25 protein-coding genes are annotated in these 23246 nt (G+C 71.7%); 14 read left to right on the top strand and 11 right to left on the bottom strand.

All coding sequences use genetic code 11. The annotated features are described in order from the left end of the window. From N790_RS11180 to N790_RS15320, 3 genes are all read right to left on the bottom strand, one after another. On the bottom strand, window positions 1-418 hold a 418-nt coding region (locus N790_RS11180; RefSeq protein ID WP_211251989.1), incomplete at its 3' end, for a pyridoxamine 5'-phosphate oxidase family protein. A gap of 46 nt (window positions 419-464) precedes the next feature. After that, window positions 465-1637, bottom strand: coding sequence for a class I SAM-dependent rRNA methyltransferase (locus N790_RS11175; RefSeq protein WP_043804167.1), 1173 nt, complete (start codon window positions 1635-1637; stop codon window positions 465-467). Between the two features lie 54 nt (window positions 1638-1691). Beyond that, window positions 1692-2858: a GGDEF domain-containing protein gene (locus tag N790_RS15320; RefSeq protein ID WP_052385889.1), complete on the bottom strand. Its 1167-nt coding sequence runs from the start codon at window positions 2856-2858 to the stop codon at window positions 1692-1694. A 292-nt stretch (window positions 2859-3150) separates the two neighbouring features. Here N790_RS15320 and N790_RS11165 point away from each other — a divergent pair, with 292 nt between their 5' ends. From N790_RS11165 to N790_RS11145, 5 genes are all read left to right on the top strand, one after another. Further along, complete coding sequence (locus tag N790_RS11165) at window positions 3151-4122, top strand: TerC family protein (RefSeq protein WP_043804165.1); 972 nt, start codon at window positions 3151-3153, stop codon at window positions 4120-4122. Window positions 4123-4140: 18 nt separating this feature from the next. Next, entirely contained in the window at window positions 4141-4944 is an 804-nt protein-coding gene (locus N790_RS11160) for a rhomboid family intramembrane serine protease (protein WP_425388035.1), read from the top strand. A 72-nt stretch (window positions 4945-5016) separates the two neighbouring features. Next, the gene (locus tag N790_RS11155) at window positions 5017-6216 is read left to right on the top strand and encodes a GGDEF domain-containing protein (protein ID WP_043804162.1); all 1200 of its coding nucleotides are present in this window, start codon (window positions 5017-5019) and stop codon (window positions 6214-6216) included. 65 nt (window positions 6217-6281) lie between these two features. Continuing rightward, window positions 6282-7934 (top strand): M28 family metallopeptidase, encoded by a 1653-nt coding sequence (locus N790_RS11150; protein WP_043804159.1) that lies wholly within the window; start codon window positions 6282-6284, stop codon window positions 7932-7934. After that, on the top strand, window positions 7931-8164 hold the full coding sequence (locus tag N790_RS11145; protein WP_043804156.1) for a DUF2798 domain-containing protein: 234 nt from the start codon (window positions 7931-7933) through the stop codon (window positions 8162-8164). The genes N790_RS11150 and N790_RS11145 overlap by 4 nt, the downstream gene beginning before the upstream one ends. 3 nt (window positions 8165-8167) lie before the next feature. Here N790_RS11145 and N790_RS11140 read toward each other — a convergent pair whose 3' ends face one another. Continuing rightward, complete coding sequence (locus N790_RS11140; RefSeq protein ID WP_043804155.1) at window positions 8168-8650, bottom strand: Lrp/AsnC family transcriptional regulator; 483 nt, start codon at window positions 8648-8650, stop codon at window positions 8168-8170. Between the two features lie 121 nt (window positions 8651-8771). On the opposite strand from N790_RS11140, the gene phhA reads away from it, so the two are divergent. Then, window positions 8772-9659 carry a phenylalanine 4-monooxygenase gene (gene phhA / locus N790_RS11135; RefSeq protein ID WP_043804152.1) on the top strand — a complete coding sequence of 296 codons (888 nt, stop codon included), beginning with the start codon at window positions 8772-8774 and terminating at the stop codon, window positions 9657-9659. Here the strand turns inward: phhA and N790_RS11130 are convergent. Continuing rightward, on the bottom strand, window positions 9611-10327 hold the full coding sequence (locus N790_RS11130) for a hypothetical protein (RefSeq protein ID WP_043804150.1): 717 nt from the start codon (window positions 10325-10327) through the stop codon (window positions 9611-9613). The genes phhA and N790_RS11130 overlap by 49 nt on opposite strands. A 141-nt stretch (window positions 10328-10468) precedes the next feature. On the opposite strand from N790_RS11130, the gene N790_RS11125 reads away from it, so the two are divergent. Beyond that, a complete protein-coding gene (locus N790_RS11125) occupies window positions 10469-11608 on the top strand; it encodes a sensor histidine kinase (RefSeq protein ID WP_043804148.1) in 1140 nt (379 codons plus the stop codon). Next, window positions 11605-12243, top strand: coding sequence for a response regulator (locus tag N790_RS11120; protein ID WP_043804146.1), 639 nt, complete (start codon window positions 11605-11607; stop codon window positions 12241-12243). Before N790_RS11125 ends, N790_RS11120 begins: the two co-directional genes overlap by 4 nt. Before the next feature lie 35 nt (window positions 12244-12278). Here the strand turns inward: N790_RS11120 and N790_RS11115 are convergent, their stop codons facing one another. Then, complete coding sequence (locus N790_RS11115) at window positions 12279-13520, bottom strand: MgtC/SapB family protein (RefSeq protein WP_052385888.1); 1242 nt, start codon at window positions 13518-13520, stop codon at window positions 12279-12281. Window positions 13521-13610: 90 nt separating this feature from the next. Here N790_RS11115 and N790_RS11110 point away from each other — a divergent pair, with 90 nt between their 5' ends. Further along, window positions 13611-14624, top strand: a complete 1014-nt coding sequence (locus tag N790_RS11110; RefSeq protein WP_043804144.1) for a class 1 fructose-bisphosphatase — start codon at window positions 13611-13613, stop codon at window positions 14622-14624. Next, window positions 14625-15326 carry a 2OG-Fe(II) oxygenase gene (locus tag N790_RS11105; RefSeq protein WP_043804142.1) on the top strand — a complete coding sequence of 234 codons (702 nt, stop codon included), beginning with the start codon at window positions 14625-14627 and terminating at the stop codon, window positions 15324-15326. It abuts the gene before it with no gap. 9 nt (window positions 15327-15335) lie between these two features. On the opposite strand, the gene N790_RS11100 is transcribed toward N790_RS11105, so the two are convergent. After that, window positions 15336-16418 (bottom strand): PA0069 family radical SAM protein, encoded by a 1083-nt coding sequence (locus N790_RS11100; RefSeq protein WP_043804141.1) that lies wholly within the window; start codon window positions 16416-16418, stop codon window positions 15336-15338. 52 nt (window positions 16419-16470) lie between these two features. Here N790_RS11100 and cls point away from each other — a divergent pair, with 52 nt between their 5' ends. The 3 genes from cls to N790_RS11085 all read left to right on the top strand — a co-directional run bounded on the left by cls (window position 16471) and on the right by N790_RS11085 (window position 18474). Then, window positions 16471-17886 carry a cardiolipin synthase gene (cls, locus tag N790_RS11095; protein ID WP_052385887.1) on the top strand — a complete coding sequence of 472 codons (1416 nt, stop codon included), beginning with the start codon at window positions 16471-16473 and terminating at the stop codon, window positions 17884-17886. A gap of 61 nt (window positions 17887-17947) precedes the next feature. Further along, window positions 17948-18211, top strand: coding sequence for a hypothetical protein (locus tag N790_RS11090; RefSeq protein ID WP_043804139.1), 264 nt, complete (start codon window positions 17948-17950; stop codon window positions 18209-18211). A 20-nt stretch (window positions 18212-18231) separates the two neighbouring features. Continuing rightward, complete coding sequence (locus N790_RS11085) at window positions 18232-18474, top strand: GlsB/YeaQ/YmgE family stress response membrane protein (protein WP_043804137.1); 243 nt, start codon at window positions 18232-18234, stop codon at window positions 18472-18474. Between the two features lie 9 nt (window positions 18475-18483). Here N790_RS11085 and N790_RS15710 read toward each other — a convergent pair whose 3' ends face one another. Together N790_RS15710 and N790_RS11080 are read right to left on the bottom strand one after the other, a co-directional pair. Next, the gene (locus tag N790_RS15710) at window positions 18484-18636 is read right to left on the bottom strand and encodes a DUF2256 domain-containing protein (RefSeq protein ID WP_084062862.1); all 153 of its coding nucleotides are present in this window, start codon (window positions 18634-18636) and stop codon (window positions 18484-18486) included. After that, window positions 18626-21499, bottom strand: a complete 2874-nt coding sequence (locus tag N790_RS11080; RefSeq protein WP_043804135.1) for a ligand-binding sensor domain-containing diguanylate cyclase — start codon at window positions 21497-21499, stop codon at window positions 18626-18628. Before N790_RS11080 ends, N790_RS15710 begins: the two co-directional genes overlap by 11 nt. A gap of 85 nt (window positions 21500-21584) precedes the next feature. On the opposite strand from N790_RS11080, the gene N790_RS11075 reads away from it, so the two are divergent. Continuing rightward, window positions 21585-22337 (top strand): pyridoxine 5'-phosphate synthase, encoded by a 753-nt coding sequence (locus N790_RS11075; RefSeq protein ID WP_043804134.1) that lies wholly within the window; start codon window positions 21585-21587, stop codon window positions 22335-22337. Window positions 22338-22344: 7 nt separating this feature from the next. Here N790_RS11075 and N790_RS11070 read toward each other — a convergent pair whose 3' ends face one another. Both N790_RS11070 and N790_RS11065 read right to left on the bottom strand, forming a co-directional pair. Beyond that, a complete protein-coding gene (locus N790_RS11070; RefSeq protein WP_043804132.1) occupies window positions 22345-22737 on the bottom strand; it encodes an ExbD/TolR family protein in 393 nt (130 codons plus the stop codon). A 149-nt stretch (window positions 22738-22886) separates the two neighbouring features. Beyond that, window positions 22887-23246 (bottom strand): ExbD/TolR family protein (locus N790_RS11065; protein WP_156970047.1); only part of this gene is annotated, 360 nt, incomplete at its 5' end.

The raw sequence follows: 23246 nt of genomic DNA, 5'->3' as shown, positions 1-23246 counted from the left end.
CCAGGCCCGGCAGGCCGGCGTCGGCCGGGAAGGCCACCGGCGTGCCCGGTGCCAGCGGCACGGCGTAGGTGCGGCGCGAGAGCAGGCGGGTGGCGGCCCAGGCGGCGTCGGCCTCGGCGTCGTCCAGGTGCAGCTGCACGGTGCCCGAAAGCCGCAGCTGTTCGCCGTGGCCGAAGAACACCCAGGCCACGCGCGGGTCGGCTTCCAGCTGCGCCCGCTTCGGGCTGCGCCGGTCGGTGTGGAAGGCGACTCGGCCGCCGTCCGGGTCCACCGCGCGCAGCACGGCGTAGCGGGCCTGCGGGCCGTCGTCGGAGGCATTGGCCAGCACGCCCTGGTGGAAGGGATCGCCGCGGCCGCGCGCGCCCGCCAGCAGGCGCGCCCAGGCGTGGGACCAGACGGCGTCGAGGGAATCGGTCATGGCGGCCATTACGACGCCGGCGCCGTGTGCGGCGCGCGAACGCGGCTCAGAGCACGCGGCAGAACACGGCCTTGAGGTAGCGGCTTTCCTTCACGTGCGCCATGAACGGGTGGTCGCCGCCGGCGCCGGAGACCTTCAGCACCTGCACGGTGCGGCCGGCGTAGAAGGCGGCGCGGCGGATCATGTCGAGGAATTCCTCCTCGCTGACCAGGCCGGTGCAGGAGCAGGTGAGCAGCACGCCGCCCGGCTTGACCACCTGCATGGCCAGCTTGTTCATGTCGTTGTACTTCTTGAGCGCGGCGATCACCTGCTCGCGGTCGCGGGTGAGCTTGGCCGGGTCCAGGATGACCACGTCCCACTGGTCGCCGCGCTGCTGGGCGTCGCGCAGGTAGGGGAACAGGTCGGCCTGGGTGAACTTCACCTTCGCGTTGTTCAGGCGCGCGTTCTTCTCGGCGACTTCCAGGATCTCCTCGTCCAGGTCGATGCCGGTGACTTCGGTGGCGCCGCCGCGGGCCTTGGCGTAGATGGCGAAGCCGCCCGAGTTGCAGCAGATGTCGAGCACCGTCTTGCCGGCGGTGAAGCGCGAGAGGAACTCGCGGTTGTCGCGCTGGTCGGCGAAGAAGCCGGTCTTGTGGCCGCTGCCGGGCGTGGCGCGGAACTTCAGGCCGTGCTCGGTGACGATGCTGGGCTCGGGCGCCGGCGGCGCGCGGAAGTCGAAGCTCTCCTGCTTCTGCACGTGTTCCTCGGCGAAGCTGTAGAAGCGGCAGCCCGGGAACTTTTCGCGCAGCGCGGCGTACACCCATTCGCGGTAGCGGAAGGCGCCGGCCGAGAAGAACTCCACCACCAGCAGGTCGCCGTAGCGGTCCACCACCAGGCCCGACAGGCCGTCGCCCTCGGAATGCACCACGCGCCAGGCGTCGGTGTGCTCGTCCAGGCGCAGCAGGTCGCGGCGCAGGGCCACGGCCTCGGCGATCTTGCGGGCGAAGAAGGCCTCGTCCACCGCCTCGTGGCGGTCTTCGGTGAGCACGCGCAGGGCGATGCGCGAATGGCCGTTGTAGAAACCGCGGCCGACCCACTTGCCGGTGTTGTCGACGATGTCCACCAGGCTGCCCGGCTTGGGCTTGGCGACCGGCTTCTCCACCATCTTCTGGAAGATCCAGGGGTGGTTGGAGCGGCGCTCGATCTTGAGCTGGATGACGGGCAGGGCGGTCGTGTTCATCCGCCGATTGTACCGGGGCCGGCCCGCGGCCGCCGGCACTCAGCCCGCCGGCACTCAGCCCGCGGGCGCCAGCTCCACGCGGTCGCCGCCGGCGCGCTTGGCCCGGTACATGGCCAGGTCGGCGCGCTTGAGCAGGTCGTCCAGGCTGTCCCCGTGCTTCGCCTCGGCCACGCCGATCGACAGCGGCACCGGCACTTCCTCGCCGTGGAAGAGCATGTGCGCGTGGTGCAGGGCCTCGCGCAGGCGTTCGGCCACCACGCCGGCGCCGGCGCCGTCGGTGCTGGGCAGCATGGCCACGAATTCGTCCCCGCCCAGGCGCGCCAGCACGTCCTCGCCGCGCAGCACCAGGCGTGCGCGCTCGGCCAGGTGCCGCAGCAGGCGGTCGCCGGCCTCGTGGCCCAGGCTGTCGTTGACCGCCTTGAACTGGTCCATGTCCATCAGCAGCATGGCCAGCGGCCGGCCATGGCGGCGCATTTCGGACAGCAGGCGCTGGCCGTGCTCGGACAGGCCGTTGCGCGCCAGCACGCCGGTCAGCGGGTCCACCGTGGCCAGCCTGCGCAGGTCTTCGTAGGCGCGCTCGGTGTGCATCAGCACGAAGCCCAGGCTCAGGAACATCACGCCCACGCAGGCGTAGACGAACACCACCAGGTCGCTGGGACCGGCTTCGAGCAGGCTGCCGGCGACCCGCGGGGCCAGGGCGTGCTCGATGAAGCGCCAAGCCCCGACCGCCACGCCCAGGCCCGCGAAGCCGCCGGTGAGGCGGGCGGCGCTGAACCCGCCGCGGTGGAAGGCGGAGGACAGCGCGAAGCCGATGGTGCCCAGCATGGCCACGGCCGCGGTCGAGTTCACCAGCACCCGCGCGCTGTAGTGCGGATGCCATGCCGAGAAATAAGCCAGCAGCAGCGCGGCGGCCAGCACCACGCCCCACAGGGCAAGGCGACGCTCGGGCAGGCCCTGGAAACCCCGGACCGCGCGCGCCATCTCGGCAAAACCCAGCAGCAGCAGGCCGTTGCCCAGGGTGACCGGGATCGGGTCGGGCACCATGCCCCGGGTGGCCAGCAGGGCCCAGGCCACCGGCTGCACCAGCAGGCCGAAGGTCCAGATGCGCAGGTGGCGGCGGCGTTCGGCCGGGAAGGCCCGGCCCACCTGGGCCAGCAACAGCACCGTCAGCGCGCTCAGCAGCACGCCCACCAGCATCACCGAACGCACATCCAGGCCCATGCCACCCCCGGCTGGCGGCAAGCCACCGCCCGCGTGAAGACTAGCGCGTCCCGGCCGCCCCGGGATGTGATTGACATCAACTTCACGCTTTCGTGGCACACTCCGCCGCAGAAGGGGAGTAGCTCCCGCTGCCGAGATCGTCATCACGGGTACGGACCCTGTCCGCGCCCCGGTCCGGCAGGCAGGCCCGCGTGGCCTGCGAGCGAGACCTTCGCCCGCCCGCGGCGAAGGTCGTTCCGTCCCGGAACACCTGGCCGCGCCGCGGTCGACAGGCATCGTTCCCGGAGACGCAATGGAAACCATCGGTACCCCGCTCATGTGGGCCGTGTTCACGGCCTTCGTCATCCTCGCGCTCATCGTCGACCTGCTGGTGCTGCGCCAGAACGGCCCGCACAAGGTCTCCACCCGCGAAGCGGTCATCTGGTCGGCGGCCTGGATCGCGTTGGCGCTGGCCTTCAACGCCGGCCTGTGGTGGTACCTCAAGGGCCAGATGCCCGCGCCCGAGGCCGACCGCATCGCGCTCGAATTCCTCACCGGCTACCTGGTGGAGAAGGCGCTGGCGGTGGACAACATCTTCGTGTTCCTGATGCTGTTCACCTACTTCGCGGTGCCGGCGCAGTCGCAGCAGCGCGTGCTCATCCTGGGCGTGCTGGGCGCGATCGTGCTGCGCGCGATCATGATCTTCGTCGGCGCGGCGCTGATCGCGAAGTTCCACTGGATCCTCTACATCTTCGGCGTGTTCCTGCTGGTCACCGGCGCCAAGATGCTGTGGGCCGCCGGCCAGGAGCCGGACATGGACAAGAACCCGGTGCTGCGCTGGATCACCGGCCACCTGCCGCTGGTGCGCCGCTACCACGGCGAGGCGCTGTGGCTGGGCAAGGGCAGGCGCCGCAAGTACACGCCGCTGTTCATCGTGCTGGTGATGATCGCCATCACCGACGTGATCTTCGCGGTCGACTCGATCCCGGCCATCTTCGCCATCACCACCGACCCGTTCATCGTGCTGACCTCGAACGTGTTCGCGGTGCTGGGCCTGCGCGCGCTGTATTTCCTGCTGGCCGGCGCGGCCGAGAAGTTCCACCTGCTGGCCTACGGCCTGGCCATGGTGCTGATGTTCATCGGCACGAAGATGCTGATCGTCGACCTCTACAAGATCCCGGTGGCGGTGTCGCTGGGCGTGGTGGCGGCCACCATCGCCACGGCCATGGTGCTGAGCCTGTGGATCAAGCCGCGGCAGGCGCCCGGCGTGGTGGGCAGCCCCTGACGGGCTTGCACCCGGCGCCTGCGCCCCCACCCTGAGGGAATGGACGCCGAACGCCAACGACATGCCGACGCCGTGCGGCGGAACTTCCGCCGCGCGCTGCTGGCCGCGATGGCCTTCGTGGCGGCGCTGGGCGCCCTGCATTTCGCCGGGCCCTGGCTGGGCGACACCCGCGCCTTCGCGCTGGAGCCGCTCAGCGTGCCGGGGCTGGTGGGCGTGCTCACCGCGCCGCTGCTGCACGGTTCGGCCGGGCACTGGCTGGCCAACGCCAGCGCGCTGCTCATCCTGGGGCCGCTGGTGGGCACCGTCTACCCGCGCGCCAGCCTGCGCGCGCTGCCGGTGATCTGGCTGGTGTCGGGCCTGGTCACCTGGCTGATCGGCCGGCCTTCCTTCCACATCGGCGCCAGCGGCCTCACCCACGGGCTGATGTTCCTGCTGCTGTTCCTCGGCCTGTTCCGGCGCGACCGGGCCTCGGTGGCGGCGGCGCTGATCGCCTTCTTCTTCTACGGCGGCATGCTGCTCACCGTGCTGCCGCGCGAGCCGGGCGTGTCCTGGGAATACCACCTCGGCGGCGCCGTGGCCGGCGTGCTGGCGGCCTGGTGGTGGCGCCGCGCCGACCCCGAACCGCCCCGCAAGCGCTACAGCTGGGAAGAAGAGGAAGCGGCGGACGCCGACGCTCCCGGCGATGGCGCCGAGCTGGAGATGCCACGCCCGGGCGAAGTCCCCGTGCTCTGGCAGCGTACGCCGGCGCGTGACGCGGTGGTGCTGCCGTTCCGGCCACGCACGGCGCCGCCGGATGGCGGCGAACCACCGGCGGCCCACTAGCGCTTGCGCCGCCGCGCGGGCGGTGAAACCCTTGGCCCCGAAGCCCTCGTCGCCGGGAGGCGATGCCCACGCATGCATTGGTCTTTCGACATCCGCTCGGGCCTGCTGGTCGGCGCGCTGCTCACGCTGCTGGTGGGCGTGCTGCTGGCGGTGGTGGCGAGGGCCCTGCCGGCGAACCTGCGCCCCGCGGTGACCCCCTGGATCGCGGCCACGCTGCTGCAGCCGGTGGGTTTCGTGCTGCTGACCCAGCGCGACGTGTTGCCGCCCTGGCTCACCATCGTCGTCGCCAACGCGCTCATCGCGCTCGCCTTCGCCGCCTACGGGCTGGCGCTGCGGCGCTTCTTCCAATTGCCGGCAAGGGCTGGCCTGCTTTCGCTGGCGGTGGCGCTGGCCGTGGCCACTTCGGCCTGGTGGGGCCTGGTGCAGCCCGACCTTACCCAGCGCCTGATCGCCATCTCGCTGGTGCTGGCCTGGATGCTGGGCTACAGCGCCTGGACCATCTACCGCCGCTCCGACGCCCGCGGCCCGATCCGCCACGTGGCCGGCGGCGCCTTCCTGTTTTCGTCTCTGATCATGGCTTACCGCGCGGTGGTGCTGGTGTACGACCCCGGCCAGGTCACCACCGTGTTCCAGCTCACCCACGTGCAGCTGCTGACCTACGCGCTGGGCGGCATCCTGCCGGTGGTGGCCACGCTGGGTTTCCTGCTGCTGTGCACCGAACGCAGCCAGCGCGAACTCGAGCGCGCCGCGCGGGTGGACTACCTCACCGGCGTGTACAACCGCCGCGCCATCGAGGAGCTCGGCACCCGCGCCATCGCCGCCGCGCGCCGGCACGGCATGTCGCTGGCGGCGCTGGTGGTGGACATCGACCACTTCAAGCGCATCAACGACGAGCTGGGCCACGCCGCCGGCGACCACGCCCTGGTGCGCGCGGTCGAGCGCATCCGCGACGAGCTGCGCACCGAGGATCTGCTGGGCCGGCTGGGCGGCGAGGAGTTCATCGTGCTCATGCCCAGCACCGACAGCGCCAGCGCGGTGGCCGCGGCCGAACGCATCCGCGAGTCGTTCTCGGCGCAGCCGCTGGTGCTGGGCGACCAGCGCCGGCAGGTGACGCTGTCGATCGGCGTGGCGGTGCTGGCGCCGGCCGACCGGCAGTTCAGCCAGCTCCTGCAGCGCGCCGACCGGGCCATGTACGCCGCCAAGAAGGCCGGGCGCGACCTGGTCATGGCCGACGGCATGGGCGGCTGGGAGGCGACACCCCCGGGGGCATGACCGGCCTTCATTCCCAGGGAACCGCCGCGATGGTAGTTTCGGCCGGTTCCCCAGGAGTCCACCGCATGAAGTTGCTGCTTGCCCCGCTCGCCCTCGCCCTGCTCGTCGCCTGCACCCGCAGCCCCGCCCCGGAGGCCGGCCCGGCCGCCGTGGCCGCGCCCGAAGGCGGCGACCGCCGCATCCAGGCCGACGTGGCCTTCCTGGCCGACGACCTGCTCGAGGGCCGCGCCGCCGGCACCCGCGGCTACGACCTGGCCGCGCTGTACGTGGCCAACCGCTACCGCGCCATCGGCCTGCAGCCGGCGGGCGAGGACGGCAGCTACTTCCAGCGCGTGCCCCTGCTCGAAGGCCGCCGCCTGCGCGACGGCGCCGGCTTCAGCCTGGTGCGCGACGGCCAGGAGCGCCGGTTCGCCTTCGAGGACGAGTTCCTGCCGGGCATCAACTTCAACGCCGCCTCGCACTCGGTGACCGCGCCGCTGGTGTTCGTGGGCCAGGCCGTGCACGCGCCCGAGCTCGAACACGACGACTTCGCCGGCGTCGACGTGCGCGGCAAGATCGCCGTGTACTTCTCCGGCGCGCCGTCCACCTTCCCCAACACCCAGCGCGCCTACCACGCCTCGGGCCGCGAGAAGCTGGCGCGCCTGGCCGAACGCGGCGCCGTGGGCGCCATCACCATCGGCAACCCGGTGGACGAGGCCAAGTACCCCTGGGCGCGCAACGCCCGCAACTGGGCCATGCCGGGCATGCGCCTGGTGGGCGACGACGGCGCGCCGGTCGACGCCTTCCCGCAGCTCAAGGCCAGCGCCAGCCTGAGCGTGCACGCCGCGCGCGAGTTGTTCGAGGGCGCGAAGATGGACGCCGAGGAAGTGTTCGCGCGCCGCGAGGCCGGCACGCTCGAAGCCTTCGACCTGCCCGGCCAGGCCACGCTCACCGGCGCCACCGCGCTCGAGACGGTGGAAAGCCGCAACGTGGTCGGCAAGCTGCCGGGCTCCGACCCGGCGCTGTCGGCCGAGCACATCGTCTACACCGCCCACCTCGACCACGTGGGCCACGGCGCCGAGGTCAACGGCGACGGCATCTACAACGGCGCGCTCGACAACGCCCTGGGCACCGCGGTGATGCTGGAAGCCGCGCACGAGCTGGTGGCCGGGCCGGCGCCGAAGCGCTCGCTGCTGTTCGTGGCGGTCACGGCCGAGGAACGCGGCCTGCTGGGCGCCGAGCACTTCGCCACGCACCCCACGGTGCCGCGCGACTCGCTGGTGGCCAACATCAACATGGACATGCCGGTGTTCCTGGCCGACGTCACCGACGTGGTGCCGATCGGCATCGAGCACAGCAGCCTCGAGAACGACGTCAAGGCCGCCGCCGCCGAACTGGGCGTGGGCCTGAGCGCCGACCCGAAGCCGGAGGAAGTGGTGTTCGTGCGCTCCGACCAGTACGCCTTCGTGCGCCAGGGCATCCCGGCGGTGTACCTCGACGCCGGCATCAAGGCGCGCTCGCCCGACGTGGACGCGCTGGCGCTGTACGAGGATTTCCTGACCGGCCACTACCACCAGCCCAGCGACGACCTCTCGCGTCCGATCCACTACCCGAGCGCGGCCATGCTTTCGCGCCTCAACGCCGCCATCGGCCGCCGCGTGGGCGACGCCGCGGGCCGGCCGCAGTGGAAGGAAGGCGACTTCTTCGGCCGCACCTTCGGTGGCCAGGCCGCGCCGTGACCGCGCGGCTTTCCCCGAAGCAGGCAGGGCTGCTGTTCGCGCTGATCATGTCGCTGCTGATGGCGGCGATCATGTCCGGCATCATCACGGCGGTGAACCGCGGCCTCGCGCCGGGTTACCTGATGGCCTGGGGCCGCAGCTTCGCCATCGCCTGGCCGATCGCCTTCCCGCTCATCCTGGTGCTGGCGCCGCGCGTGCGCGCGTTCGTCGAGCGCGTCGCGCGCGGCTGAGTTTCAGCCGCCGAGGTGGCCCAGCGGCAGGCCGCGGGCCTGCTTCACGGTGCGCAGCACGAAGCTGGAATTGATGTCGGCGACGCCGCTGGCGTTGAGCAGGTGGTCGAGCAGGAAACGCGAGAAGTGGTCGAGGTCCTGCACCACGACCTGCAGCAGGTAGTCCATCTCGCCGGTGAGCGCGTGGCAGGCCACCACTTCGTCCCAGCGGTTCACCCGCGCGGTGAAGGCCTCGACGGCCTCCGGGTCGTGCCGGGCCAGCTGCACGCGCACGAAGGCCTGCAGGCCCAGGCCCACCTTGCCCGGGTCGATGCGCGCGGCGTAACCGGCCAGCACGCCCAGCTGCTCCAGCCGCTGCACGCGGCGCAGGCAGGCCGAAGGCGACAGGCGCACGCGCTCGGCCAGGTCGGCATTGCTCAGCCGGCCCTCGCGCTGGAGTTCGGCCAGCAGGGCCAGGTCGGTGCGGTCCAGGCGGACGCGGTCCATTTCCTGCCTTTGTTCGGTGGTTTGGTGCAATTATGTTGCGCCCTGTTGGCCTGTACCCGCAACTTCGCAAGCCTGTTGCGGGACTCCGGCGCTAGACTGGTGCGGTCCGTACGGAGCCGCCATGAACCCCCCGAAGCGCGTCGAACACCAGCTCACCGACAAGGGCTACGTGCCGGTCTACACCACGGCCGTGGTCGAGCAGCCCTGGGCCAGCTACAGCGAGCAGGACCACGCGGTCTGGGCGACGCTGTTCCGGCGCCAGCGCGATATCCTGGTGGGCCGCGCCAGCGACGAATTCCTGCGCCAGCAGGAAGCCATGGGCATGACGCCCGACCGCATCCCGAAGTTCGACGAGATCAACCCGATGCTGCGCCGGACCACCGGCTGGGAACTGGTCGGCGTCGAGGGGCTGCTGCCGGAGCTCACCTTCTTCGAGCACCTGGCCAACCGCCGCTTCCCGGTGACCTGGTGGATCCGCAAGCCCGAGCAGCTCGATTACCTGAGCGAACCGGACCTGTTCCACGACCTGTTCGGCCACGTGCCGCTGCTGATGAACCCGGTGTTCGCCGACTACATGGCCGCCTACGGCCGCGGCGGCGTCAAGGCGCACGCCATCGGCCCCGAGGCGCTGGTGAACCTGACGCGGCTGTACTGGTACACGGTGGAGTTCGGCCTGATCCGCCAGCCCGACGGCCTGCGCATCTACGGCAGCGGCATCGTCAGCTCCAAGGGCGAATCGATCCACTGCCTGGAATCGCCGGCGCCCAACCGCATCGGCTTCGACCTCGAGCGCATCATGCGCACGCGCTACCGCATCGACACCTTCCAGAAGACCTACTTCGTCATCGACAGCTACGAACAGCTGATGGAGGCGACGCGGCCGGACTTCACCCCGATCTACGCGAAGCTGGCCACGCTGGCCAGCTTCCCGGCCGGATCGGTGCAGGAAGGCGACCTGGTCTACCAGCGCGGCAACGGCGAAGGCTGGCTGGACGACGGCGACGTCTGAGCTTTCACCGGCCGGCCGTACTTGCGGTTGAGCCAGGCGGCGGCGACCAGCGATGCCGCCAGCGGCGCGAACCAGGCGAAGTTCTGCAGCAGAACCGGGTCCACGCCCGGCAGCAGGCTGCGCAGGCCGATGCCGAAGAAGGCGATGTGGGTGGCCACGCCGTTGCCGACCATGGCGCCGTAGTGTTCCTTGAGCCACCACTTCGGGTCGGTGGCGCTGCGCCGCCGGGCGCGCAGCGCGCCCACGCCGGCCGCGGCGCCGACGCCGCCGAACACCGCGAAGATCGGCTGGTCGATGCGCAGGCCCAGGGCCACCATGGCCAGGCCGGCCAGCACGCAGGCACCGGTGAGGCCCCAGTAGACCTTGCCGAAGAAACGCTCCGGCGAGCGCTTGTCGCGGATGGCGCGCCAGGCGGTCCAGCAGGCCTGGGCCACCAGCAGCAGCAGGAAGGCGAGGAAGGCGGCGATGTTGGGTTTGTCGGCACGCAGCGCCGCCGCCACCATCGGCAGGCCGGTGGCGAGGATGCCGCACATCGCCAGCAGGTAGGCCTGGCCGGTGCGGCGGTGCAGGGGCGTGCCCTTCTTCACCAGGCCGGCGGTCCAGTAGGTGGCCAGCGCGACCGCGCCGAAGGCGACGTGCAGCAGGACGATGACTTCGTAGGTGTTCATGGGGCTCCTCCGGGTTCGGCGCCAGTGTCGCGGCGCGCCGGGTGCCGGTCAGGTGCCGGCGGTCACCGCGACGGCCTGCCGGAAGTCACTTTCTTCGCCGCGGGCCTTGAGCACGCGCGCGCGGCGGCCCAAGCTGCGCGCATGCAAACCCGCCTGCGCACCGTGTTTTCGCCGCTGAGCTTCGCCGCCTACCTGGCCTGGGGCGCGATCGGCTGGGAGCTGTTGTTCACCCGCTGGGATTCGCCGGCCTGGCTGGATGCGCCGGCGCCGGGCTGGCTGCTGGCGGGGCTGCACCTGGCTTTCCTGGCGCTGTTCATGTCGGTGGTGGGCAACGACCGGGCCTCCCTGGGCCGGCTGCGCCTGCGCGTGGCGCTGCAGTTCGGCATCGCCTTCGCGCTGATGGCGCTGGCGCGCAACAGCACGCTGCCGATCCTGCTGATCCTGTGCGTGGTGCAGGTGGTGCACGTGTGCCCCCCGCGGCCCGCGGTGGCGATCGTGCTGGCTTCGAACGTGGTGATGTTCCTGGTCTACAGCGAACTCTGGCAGTTCCGCAGCGCGCTGGTGAACACGCTGATGCACATGAGCTTCCAGGCCTTCGCCGGACTGACCGCCTGGTTCGGCCTCAACGCCGAGCGCGCGCGCGACGCGCTGGCCGCGGCCAACGCCGACCTGGTGGCCACGCGTTCGCTGCTGGCCGAAACCGCCCGCGACGGCGAACGCCTGCGGCTGTCGCGCGAATTGCACGACGTGGCCGGGCACAAGCTCACCGCGCTCAAGCTCAACCTGGCCGCACTGGCGCGCGACCCGCGCTTCGGCGAGGACGCGCAGGTGGCGCTGTGCGCGCGCCTGGCCGACGAGCTGCTGGCCGACATCCGCGGCGTGGTGCTGCAGATGCGCCGCGGCGACGGCCTGGAGCTCGGCCCGGCCCTCGAGGCCCTGGCCTCGCCCTTCCCGCGGCCGCGCCTGCACCTGCAGATCGCCGGCGACGCGCGCGTGGCGTCGGTGGCCCAGGCCGAGGCGGTGCTGCGGGCGGTGCAGGAGGGCCTGACCAACGCCGCGCGGCATTCGCAGGCGAACAACCTGTGGGTGGTGCTGCGCCGCGAAGGCGGGCAGCTGCGGCTCGACATCCGCGACGACGGCCGCGGCCGCGGCGAACTGACGGCCGGCAACGGCCTGGGCGGCATGCGCGAACGGCTCGAGGCGATCGGCGGCGGGCTGGACGTGCGCCGCACCGACACCGGCGGCGTGCACCTGCAGGCCTGGCTGCCGGTGGCGGCATGAGCCCGCCCATCCGCATTGCGCTGGCCGACGACCAGGCCCTGGTGCGCAGCGGCCTGACCGCCTTGCTCGCCGGCTTCCCGCAGCTGCAGCTGGTGGCCCAGGCCGACGACGGGCAGGCCCTGCTCGACGCGCTGGCGCTGGCGCCGGCGGACGTGATCCTGTCCGACATCCGCATGCCCGGCCTCGACGGCTTCGGCCTGGTGCGCGCCCTGCGCGCCCGCGGCGACGCCACGCCGGTGGTGCTGCTGACCACCTTCGACGACGAAGACCTGCCGCTGCGCGCGGCCGAGGCCGGCGCCCAGGGTTTCCTGCTCAAGGACGCCTCGCCCGAGGACCTGGTGGAGGCGATCGAACGGGTGGCGAACGGCGAAACCCTGCTGTCGCCGGTGCCCACCGACCCGGTGCGCGCGCGTTACGCCTACCGCGACCAGGCCGAGCCCACCGATACCTTCACCGAGCGCGAGGTGGCGATCCTGCGGCTGCTCGCCGGCGGTTATTCGAACAAGGAAATCGCCCGGGCCGTGTTCCTGTCCGAGGGCACCGTGAAGAACTACGTTTCCGACATCCTCGACAAACTCGGCACCCGCGACCGCACCCGCGCCGTCCTCAAGGCCATCACGCTGCGGATCATCTGACCCCGCCCGATGCCCTTGGGCCCGGCCCGCCGGGCTCAGGCGCCCAGCAGCACCACCGCGGCCACGGCCGCCACCATCAGCGCCAGGCCGATGGCCACCCGGATGCCGTAGGTCGCGCCGCCGCTGAAGAAGGCGATCACCGCCTTGGCCACCGAGCTGGCGGCCAGCAGCGCGACGATGCCCCAGCGCGCCTGCGTGGCGTCGAAGGTGCCGGTGAGCCAGAGCTTGCCCACCGTGGCCGCCGCCGCGTGCAGTTCGGCCAGCGCCGCCAGGGTGGCGGCCACCATCGCGCCGCGCGGACCCAGCCAGGCATTGAGCGCGGCCGAGGCGAACAGCACGGCCGTGATGATGGCCGCGAACGCCAGCGCATGCCGGAAACGGAACATGCGGCTCTCGGACGTGGGCGGCGGCGCGCCATCGCTGCCGGGCCGCAGGCCCAGCAGGCCGCCGGCCAGCAGCACGCCGCAGGCCGCCACCAGCTCCACCCACACCACCGCCAGCAGGCCCGGCGACACGGCCAGGAGCACCGGTACGAACAGGCTGATGGACGCCAGGTTGGCCAGCAGCGCCGCGCTCACCGCCGGCGAGCGCAGTTCCGGCATTTCGCGGACGCGCTGGCCGAAGCCGGCCACCGCCGCGGTCGAGGACACGAAGCCGGCGAAGAAGCCCGCCACCGCCAGGCCCCAGCGGTTGCCCACCATGCGCAGGGCCACGTGGCCGGCGGCGCTGATGGCCATCATCAGCACCACCAGCTTCCACAGCGTGGCCGGGTTGAAGACGTCGAAGGGCCCGATCACGTGGTCGGGCACCAGCGGCAGGATCACCAGGGCCGAGGCCAGCAGCACCAGGCCGTCGCGCACTTCGCTTTCGCTCACCCGCTCGCGCGCCAGCCGGTGCAGGGGCGCCTTGGCGTACACCAGCACCGCCACCACCACGCCCAGGCCACCGGCCAGGGCCGGCACCATGACGGCCAGGCCGCCCAGCAGGCAGGTGAGCACCAGGGTGATCTCGCCGGTCAGGCCCGGATCCTCGGCGCCGGTCTGGCGGTAGCTCAGGGCCGCGAACAGGCCGCACAAGGCCAGCACCACGGCGAAGGCCACCGGGTCGAGCCACAGCGACACCGCGCCCGCCATCGCCGCCAGCGCGTGCGTGCGCAGGCCGGCCGCGGTGGGACGGTCGGGGTGCCGGCGCTCGCGCACGGCGCCCACCAGCAGGCCCACGCCCAGGGACGTGCCCAGGGGCAGCAGCGGCAACGCCTCGTGGCCGGCGGGAAGCATGGCCCGATTGTGCCGCCAAGGCCCCCCGCGCTTGCAAGCCCGCCGCGAGGCCGGACAATGCACGGGTCCGCCGCCGCCCGCTGGAGCCCCATGAAGCCCATTTCCCTGACGCGCTACCTCATCGAGGAGCAGCACGCCGGCCGCATCAACGCCGACCTGCGCTTGCTGATCGAGGTCGTCGCGCGCGCCTGCAAGTCCATCTCCATCGCCATCGGCAAGGGCGCGCTGGGCGGCGTGCTGGGCGAGGCCGGCACCGGCAACATCCAGGGCGAGGCGCAGAAGAAGCTCGACGTGCTGAGCAACGACATCCTGCTCGAAGCCAACGCCTGGGGCGGCCACCTGGCCGGCCTGGCCTCGGAGGAAATGGACCACAGCCAGCCCATCCCCGACGCCTTCCAGCGCGGCAACTACCTGCTGCTGTTCGATCCGCTCGACGGCAGCTCGAACATCGACGTGAACATCTCGGTCGGCACCATCTTCTCGGTGCTGCGCTGCCCCGACGGCGTCACTTCGCCGGGCGACGAACACTTCCTGCAGCCCGGCAGCACCCAGGTCTGCGCCGGCTACACCACCTACGGCCCGAGCACCATGCTGGTGCTCACCGTCGGCCACGGCACCCACGTGTTCACGCTCGACCGCGAGGTGGGCAGCTTCATGCTCACCGGCCGCGGCGTGCAGATCCCGGCCGACACCAAGGAGTTCGCCGTGAACATGTCCAACCAGCGCTTCTGGGAAGAACCCATGCAGCGCTACGTGGGCGACCTGCTCAAGGGCAAGGAAGGCCCGCGCGGCAAGGACTTCAACATGCGCTGGGTGGCCTCGATGGTGGCCGACGTGCACCGCATCATCACCCGCGGCGGCATCTTCAGCTACCCGCTCGACAGCAAGTGCCGCGACAAGGGCGGCAAGCTGCGCCTGATGTACGAAGCCAACCCCATGGCCTTCATCGTCGAACAGGCCGGCGGCGCCGCCAGCACCGGCCGCCAGCGCATGCTCGACGTGCAGCCCACCGGCCTGCACCAGCGCGTGCCGGTGTTCCTGGGCTCGCGCAACGAAGTGGCCGAAGCGGTGCGCTACCACCACGAATCCGACCAGGGGGCCTGAGTGACCGGCGGCGACTTCATCGAAGTTTATGAAGGCGCCATCCCGGCGCCGGTCTGCGCGGAGATCATCCGGCGCTTCGAAGCCAGCGGCCAGGACCAGCCCGGCCTGGTCGGCGGCGGCCTCTACCCCGACCTCAAGCACAGCCGCGACATCAGCATCAGCGGCAAGCCCGAGTGGCGCGAGGTGGAGGCCACGCTGGTCAAGACCGTGCTGGCCTGCCTGGCCGACTACCTGCGCCGCTACCCGTACACCCTGATCGCGCCGCTGATGGTCGAGCACGGCACGAAGAAGGAATCGCGCCGCCTGCAGGCCGAGGATTTCCCGGGCCTGCCCGACGCGCAGCTGGGCGAGATCATCCGCGCCATCTTCCGCCCGGGCCGCATCAACCTGCAGCGCTACCGCGCGGGCGAGGGCGGCTACCCGTACTGGCACTGCGAGCTCTACCCGCGCGACCCCGCCTGCGACACGCTGCACCGGCACCTGCTGTGGACGGTGTACCTCAACGACGACTTCCAGGCCGGCGAAACCGAGTTCTACCACCAGCAGCGCAAGGTGGCGCCGCGCACCGGCAGCCTGCTGATCGCACCGGCCTCGTTCACCCACACCCATCGCGGCAACCGCCCCGAGGGCGGCGACAAGTACATCGCCACCAGCTGGGTGCTGTTCAACCGCGCCGAGCAGATCTTCGGCAAGCCGGGCTGAGGCGCGCGCCTAGAACAGCTCGCCCTGCGGCGAAGGCGGACGCGGCGGCGTGAACGCCGAAGTGTCGAGCGGGCGCGAACGCCATTCGCCGAAGCCCAGCTTGCGCCAGGCCAGGTCGAAGCGCGCCTTCACCATGGCGGCCCAGGCGCCGGTGCCCGACTGGCGCTGGCCGAAGCGGGCGTCGTAGTCGCGGCCGCCGCGGGCCTGGTTCACCAGCGCCATCACGTGCGCGGCGCGTTCGGGCAGGTGCGCGTCGAGCCAGTCGCGGAACAGCGGCGCCACTTCGTGCGGCAGGCGCAGCAGCACGTAGCCGGCACGCGTGGCGCCGGCTTCGCGCGCAGCGGCGAGCACGGCCTCCATCTCGCCGTCGTTCACCGCCGGGATGACGGGCGCGAACATCACGCCGGTGGGAATGCCGGCCGCGGCGAGCCGGCGGATGGCCTGCAGGCGCCGGTGCGGCGCGCTGGCGCGGGGTTCGAGCCGCGCCGAAAGCCGGTTGTCGAGCGTGGTGACCGACAGCGCCACGCTCACCAGGTTGCGCGCGGCCAGCGGCGCCAGCAGGTCGAGGTCGCGTTCGACCAGGGCGTTCTTGGTGAGCAGGGTGAAGGGGTGGCCGCAGTCGCCCAGCACTTCGATCACGGCGCGCGTGAGCCGGTGCCTGCGCTCGATGGGCTGGTAGGGGTCGGTGTTGGTGCCCATGGCGATCGGCGCGCAGCGGTAGCCGGGCCGGGCCAGTTCGGCGCGCAGCACCTCCGCCACGTTGGCCTTGGCGAACAGCCGCGTTTCGAAATCGAGCCCGGGCGAGAGTTCCAGGTAGGCGTGCGAGGGCCGCGCGAAGCAGTAGCTGCAGCCGTGCTCGCAGCCGCGGTAGGCGTTCACCGAGCGGTCGAAGGGCAGGTCGGGCGACGTGTTGCGCGAAATGACGCTGCGGGCCTGTTCCAGCGTGACGGTGGTGCGCGGGTCGGGCGCGGGCGCGTCGGGCTCCCAGCCGTCGTCCACCGGCTCGTGGGTGGTGCGTGCGAAGCGCCCCTCGGGGTTGCCGGTGGCGCCGCGGCCCTTGGTCACTTTACGGCGGCCGTTCTCTGCGATCATGCCCCCAGTTTGGTCCACGGCGGTCTCGCCCGCCGAGACAGGAGGAAACGCCATGGCGTTGAGCGAGTGGTGGCCGGAACTCGGGCCCTGGCTGGTCGGCACCTGGGTGCTGTACCTGGCGGTGCTGGCCGGCTGGATCGTGCTGCAGAAGCGCGAACCCATCGCCACGCTGAGCTGGCTGCTGTCCCTGGCGGCGCTGCCGGTGCTGGGGCTGCTGATCTACCACTTCTTCGGCCCGCAGCGCATCGTGCGCCAGCGGCGCCGGCGCTCGCTGGCGCGGCGTGGCCTGCAATCGGCCCTGCCGGCCGACCTGCACCCCAGCGAGGACTGCGCCACGGTCGCGCGGCTGGCCCAGGCCGCCACCGGCTACGCGCCCTGCACGGCCACCGACGCGCGCCTGCTGGTGGGCGGCCAGGCCACCTTGGATGCACTGCTCGAAGCCATCGCCGCCGCCCGCCACCACCTGCATGTCGAGTACTACATCTTCGAACCCGACCGCACCGGCACCCGGGTGCGCGACGCGCTGGCGGCGAAGGCCCGCGAGGGCGTGCGGGTGCGCCTGCTGCTCGACGCGCTGGGCTCGGGCCGCCTGGGGCGAGCGTTCCTGGCGCCGCTGCTCGAGGCCGGCGTGGAGCTGGCCTGGTTCCACCCGGCGCGCCTGCGCTGGCTGTGGCGGCCGCGCATCAACCTGCGCAACCACCGCAAGATCGTCGTGGCCGATGGCCGCGTGGCGTTCACCGGCGGCATCAACGTCACCGACGACGAAAACGAAGCGGTGAACCCGCGCGCCTTCCACGACCTGCACCTGCGGCTGGAAGGCGAGATCGTGCGCTGGCTGCAGCTGGCCTTCCTGGAGGACTGGCACTACGCCACCGGCGTGGCGCCGCGCGACGACGGCCTGTGGCCGCCCGCCCCGCCCGGGCGGATGGTGGCGCAGGCCCTGCCGGCGGGGCCGGATTCGCCCTGGGAACCGGTGCACCGGGTGAAGGTGGAGGCGATCCACCAGGCCAACCACCGCGTGTGGCTGGTGACGCCGTATTTCGTTCCCGGCGAGGCGGCCCGCATGGCGCTCACCTCGGCGGCGCTGCGCGGCCTGGACGTGCGGGTGGTGGTGCCGGCGCGCAGCGATTCGCGGGTCGTGAGCGCCGCGGCGCGCTCCTATTTCGACGAACTCACCGCCGCCGGCGTGCGCGTCTTCGAATACCAGCCGCGCATGCTGCACAGCAAGGCGCTGCTGGTGGACGACGACACCTGCATCATCGGCAGCGCCAACTTCGACCACCGCAGCTTCCGCCTGAACTTCGAGCTCAGCGTCCTGCTGCACGACGCAGGCGTGGCCGCCGGCCTGGAAGCCGAGCTGCAGGCCACCCTGGCCCACTGCCGCGAGGTGCGCGCCGGGTCCCCGCCGGCCCCGTTCCTGCGGCGGCTGGGCGATGCGAGCGCGCGCCTGCTGTCGCCCCTGCTCTGAGGGGACCGGTGGCAGCGCCGCCGGCTTGGGCTACACTCCGGCCAAACAAGCGAGGTGCCGCATGCACTGGCTCTACTTCCTCGGGTCCCTGGCCTGCCTCGGGCTGGCGATGATCCGCAGCCTTCCCAGTTTCGCGGTGCTGGTGCTGCTGGCCGGCGCCCTGGGCTTCATGGTCGCGTTCCTGCTGGGCTGGGTGAATTCCCGCATCTCCAGCAGCTCGCGCGACGTCAGCCACATCATGAGCGCCGACGAACTGCGCCAGCTGCGCGAACAGGCGCAGGCCCGCAAGGCCGCGCAGTCCGGCGGCGACGATTCCCCGCGCTGAACCCCCAAGGAGATCCCCGCATGAACACCCTCGTTTTCCTCATCATCGGCGCGCTCGCGGGCTGGCTGGCCGGCGTGGTGATGAAGGGCCGCGGCTTCGGCGTGGTCATCAACATGGTGGTCGGCGTGCTCGGCGCCTTCTTCGGCGGCTGGCTGCTGCCCAAGCTGGGCGTGAGCTTCGGTGGCGACTTCGGCCTGTTCTTCACCGCCTTCATCGGCGCGGTGGTGCTGCTGGCCCTGATCGGCCTGGTCAAGAAGGCCTGAAGCAGGGCCTCAGCGCGGCGTGCCGCGGCGGCAGGCGTCGGAACAGTAGCGCACCTGCTCCCAGTTCCTTTCCCATTTCTTGCGCCACTGGAAGGGGCGCTGGCAGACCGGGCAGGTTTTTTCCGGCCGCGGCGTGCCGGCGCGCCGGCGCTCAGCCGGCATCGGCCTGCACGCGGTTGCGGCCGGCGCGCTTGGCGCCATAAAGCGCGGCGTCGGCCCGGCGCAGCAGGCTGTCGGGCTCCACCTGCACGTCGGGCACGAAGCCGGCCACGCCGATGCTGACCGTCATGCCGGCGTCGCTGGAGGCGATGGCGGCGCGGATCTGCTCGGCGCGACGCACGGCTTCGGCCGGGTGCACGCCGGGCAGCAGCAGGGCGAATTCCTCGCCGCCATAGCGGGCCAGCAGTTCGCGCTGCGGATCGTGCTGCTGGTTCAGGCGCTGGGCGATGCCCTTGAGCTGCACGTCGCCCTCGAGGTGGCCGTGGGCGTCGTTGTAGGCCTTGAAGTGGTCGACGTCGATCATCAGCACCGACAGCGGGCGGCGCTGGTCGAGGCAGCGATACCATTCGCGGCGCAGGCCGTTTTCGAGCGCGCGGCGGTTGGCCACGCCGGTGAGGGCGTCCTCGGTGGCGAGTTCGGCGAGCTTGCGGTTGACGTCTTCCAGCTCATGCGTGCGTTCGGCGATGCGCGCCTCGAGCCGGCGATTGGCCTCCAGGAAACGCTCGGTGCGCTGGCGCACCAGCCACAGCGCCACCACCAGGCCACCGGCCAGCAGCGCCGTGGCCACCAGGCCGAGCACCCACAGCTGTTCGTACCAGCGCGGCTGCACCTGGAAACGGTAGGTGATGCCGGCCGGCTGGCGGCCGGTGCCGGTGCGACCCTGCACTTCCAGCGCGTAGTCGCCGGCGGGCAGGGCGCGGATGAACAGGTCGCGGTCGGCCCAGTTGCTCCAGCCGGGCGTGACGCCGTGGAGCAGGTAGCGGAACTCGGCGCCGCTTTCCATGCTGACCATCGAGAAGCGCATGCTGAGGCTGTGGCCCGGCGGCACCTTCACCGGCTCGTCGCCGCTGCGCAGCGGCAGGGCCCGCGTTTCACCCTTCTCGCTGCGGGCCAGCACCGATTCCATGGCCAGCTGCAGTGGCTGCGGCGCCGGCGCGCTTTCGAGCGGGTTGAACTGCAGCAGGCCGGACCAGGTGGCGATGCGCAGCACGCCGTCGCGGTTCACGCGCAGGTAGGAGTAACCGGCGAGGCCGCGGCCACCCGGGTACACCGCGTTCCAGGTGCTTTCCCCCGGGGCCCGGTGCCAGAGTTCGCGGGTGGTGTAGGCGTAGGCGCCCAGCGGCGTTTCGGCGACCTGCAGTTCATTGCGGCGGTCGCCCAGGGTGAACGGCGGCGCGTCGTCGGCCACGAAACGTTCGCCGTCGAAGCGGAAGCCGGCATCCCGGCTGATGGCGTGGATGCGGCCGTCGAGCTGGTAGACGCTGGTGCCGAACTGGGCGTCCACCACCAGGCCGCGGCTGTCGTCGAAGACCTCGCGGCGGGTCACTTCGCCGGTGGGCAGGTCCAGCTGCCAGCGCTGCACCGGGCCGCGGGTGTCGCCCATCCACAGTTCGCCGGGGGCACCTTCTTCGAGGCCGGACAGGCTGATGTCCTCGAGCGCGACAACGTGCGCCAGCTCCCAGCGGCCGCGCGCACGGGACAGCAGCAGCAGCTCGGTGCCGGTGACGGCGAACATCAGGTCCGGGTCGTGGCGCGAGGGCTGCAGGGCGTACACGCCATGGTTGGGGTGCGTGTAGAGCGTGCGCGGCTGGCTGGCGCCGGGGTCGAGCACCAGCAGCCCCTCGCGCACGCCGGCCAGCAGGCCGGCGTCGGTGGAATGCAGCGAGTAGGCCTCGTATTCGGTCCAGCCCAGGGCTTCGGTGCGCGGCTGGCCGGTCTCGTCGGCGGTCATGCGCTGCACGCCCTGGCTGGTGGCCAGCCACAGCGCGCCGTCGTGCCATTCGAAATCGTTGGGGCTGCCGGTGATGCCCTGCTTGGCGCCCAGGAAGGACCAGGCCGAGGGCAGCGACAGCCGCACCAGGTTGCCTTCGGTGGCGACCCACAGGCCGCCTTCCCGGTCCACGTTCAACGCGATGACGCTGAACACGCCGAGGTCGAGCTGCTCGCGCAGCTGGTAGCCGGCGTCGACGCGGATGAGCTTGCCATCGAGCGTGCCGATGACGACGCTGGCATCGGCCAGCTCCTGGAAAACATAGCTTCGCTCGCCGGCGAGCAGGTCGCTGGCTTCGCCCGGGATGCGGGTGATGCCCTTTTCGTTGGCGCGGAAGAGGCCGCTGCGGGCGATCAGCAGCAGTCCGTCCCCACGCGCGAGCAGGCCGGGCAGGGGCACCTTGGCGAACTGTTCGCCGCCCGGCAGGAGCTCGAAGCGCCCGTCTTCGAACCGGCACAGGCCCTTGCCGTGCACGCGGCTGTAGAGCTGGCCGTTCGCGGGGTAGAAACTGCGCACTTCGCTGTCGAGGGGCCAGTTCTTCGGCTTTCCGGCGCCGTCGTAGGGCAGCAGCACGAGCCGGTCCTCGGCGCGGAAATACACGCCTTCGGCGGTGGCGACGACTTCCTGCACGAAACCGAGCAGGCGCGAGTCGCCGGCCAGGCCGGCGGCGTCGAGCAGCTCCTCGTAGCGATGCCCGCCTTCGCCGTCGGGAACCAGCCTGCCGAAGGTGTCGTAGCCGCCGACGTAGATGCGGCCGTCGGCGCCCAGCGCCAGCGAGCGTGCGGCCGAGCGGCCGGGCAGCGAGGTCAGGTCCCAATCAACGCCGTTGAAGCGGAGCACGCCTTCGAGGTTGCCGACGTAGAGCTCGCCGCTGGCCGACGTGGCGAGCGCGAGGTGGGTGGGCGCCGAGCGCGTTTCTTCCGACGTGTACTGGCGCGACAGCGGTTCGCCCTGCACCGGACGCGGCTGCGCGCTGGCCAGGGCGGCCCAGGCGGCGACCAACAGGACGGCAGGGAGCAGGCGGCTCAGGCGCATGCCCCAATTATGGCTGAACGGAACCCCGCAAAGCGCGAACGGGTCGGGGTTTTCGGCAGGCCGGCCCCCGCGTTAGGCTGGCGGAATGACCGTGCTCAGCGTCAACGTCAACAAGGTGGCCGTCCTGCGAAACTCCCGCGGCGGCAGCGAGCCCAGCGTGGTGGCGGCGGCCGAGGCGGCGATCCGCGCCGGCGCCGGGGGCATCACCGTGCACCCCCGGCCGGACCAGCGCCACATCCGGCCCGGCGACGTGCGCGACCTGGCCGCGCTGGTGGCGGGGCGGGTCGAGTACAACCTCGAAGGCAATCCCTTCGCCCCGCCCCGCGAGGGTTATCCCGGCCTCCTGGCGCTGGTGGCGGAAGCCCGGCCGCAGCAGGCGACCCTGGTGCCCGACGGGGACGGCCAGCTGACCTCGGACCACGGCTTCGACCTGGCCAGGGATGCCGCGCGGCTGCGGCCGCTGGTGGCCGAGCTGAAGTCGCTCGGGGCGCGGGTGTCGCTGTTCATGGATGCCGGCGCGCCGGACATCGAGCGTGCCGCCGACGTGGGCGCAGACCGCATCGAGCTCTACACCGGCCCTTACGCCGAGGCCTTCGCCGCCGGCGACGCTTCGGCGGCCTTGGCGCTGTGCGCCGAAACGGCGCGTCGGGCCCAGGCCGTGGGCCTGGGCGTCAACGCCGGCCACGACCTGAGCCAGGCCAACCTCGGGGCCTTCCTGCGCGGGGTGCCCGGCGTACTGGAGGTTTCCATCGGCCACGCCCTGGTCGGCGAAGCGCTCTATGCGGGCCTCGACGCGACGGTGAAGGCCTACCTGCAGGTCATCCGCACGGCCGGCTGAGCCGGCTTCAATCCAGGGCGATGTTGGCGACGCCAGCCCGCTTCGCGGCCGCGAGCGCGGTGGCGGCCGACTGGTAGTCGGCTTCCGGCGCCACCTGCACCTTCAGCACCAGGCCCGGTTCGCGGGCCAGCTGGTCGGCCAGGGCCTGCTCCAGCGCCGGGCCGGTGGTGGCCTGGCCGTCCACCCGGAACAGGTCGCCCGCCTCCACGTGGAGCAGGACGGTCGGAGGCGGTTCCCTCCGGGCGTCGCTGGACTGCGGGAGCCAGAGCCCGATGCGGTGCTCCATCAGCGGCGCGGTGACCATGAAGATCACCAGCAGCACGAGCATGACATCCACCAGCGGCGTGATGTTCATCTCCGCCATCGTGTCCTGCGAGGATCGGGCGGCGGCGAAAGCCATGGCGCACTCCTGTCGGGGGACCTGGCTTTCGTTCTACGCCGCGACCGGTGGGACCGGCAAGCCGGCGGCGCCTGCGCTGGTCGGGGGCGATTCAGCAAAAAAAAACGCCGCCCGGAGGCGGCGTTGCTGCAGGGTGCGGGAAGCGGGCGTTACTGCTGCACGCCGGGTTCCACGAAAGCGATCTTCGCCATGCCGGCGTTCTTGGTCCGGGACAGGACCTTGGCAAGCGTTTCGTACTGCGCGTCCACGTCCGTCTCGATTTCCACGGTCGGCTGGCGGCTCATGTCGCCGCCGGCGCGCTCCACTTCGACCTCGAGGGCCGACTGCAGGGTGGACATCGGGATCGGGGTGTTGTTCCAGGTCACCGTGCCGCCGGCGTCGATGCGCAGGCGGATCGGCTCCGGCGGATCCTTCGGCGGCGGCGGCGGATTGCTCGTGCGCTGCGGAAGGTCGACCTGGATCTGGTAGGACAGCGCCGGGGCGGTCACCATGAAGATGATCAGCAGCAC

The sequence above is a fragment of the Arenimonas malthae CC-JY-1 genome, assembly GCF_000747075.1.
GTDB lineage: Bacteria > Pseudomonadota > Gammaproteobacteria > Xanthomonadales > Xanthomonadaceae > Arenimonas > Arenimonas malthae.
The sequence above is the reverse complement of the archived record's forward strand: the minus strand, read 5'-3'. Positions and strand labels throughout refer to the sequence as shown.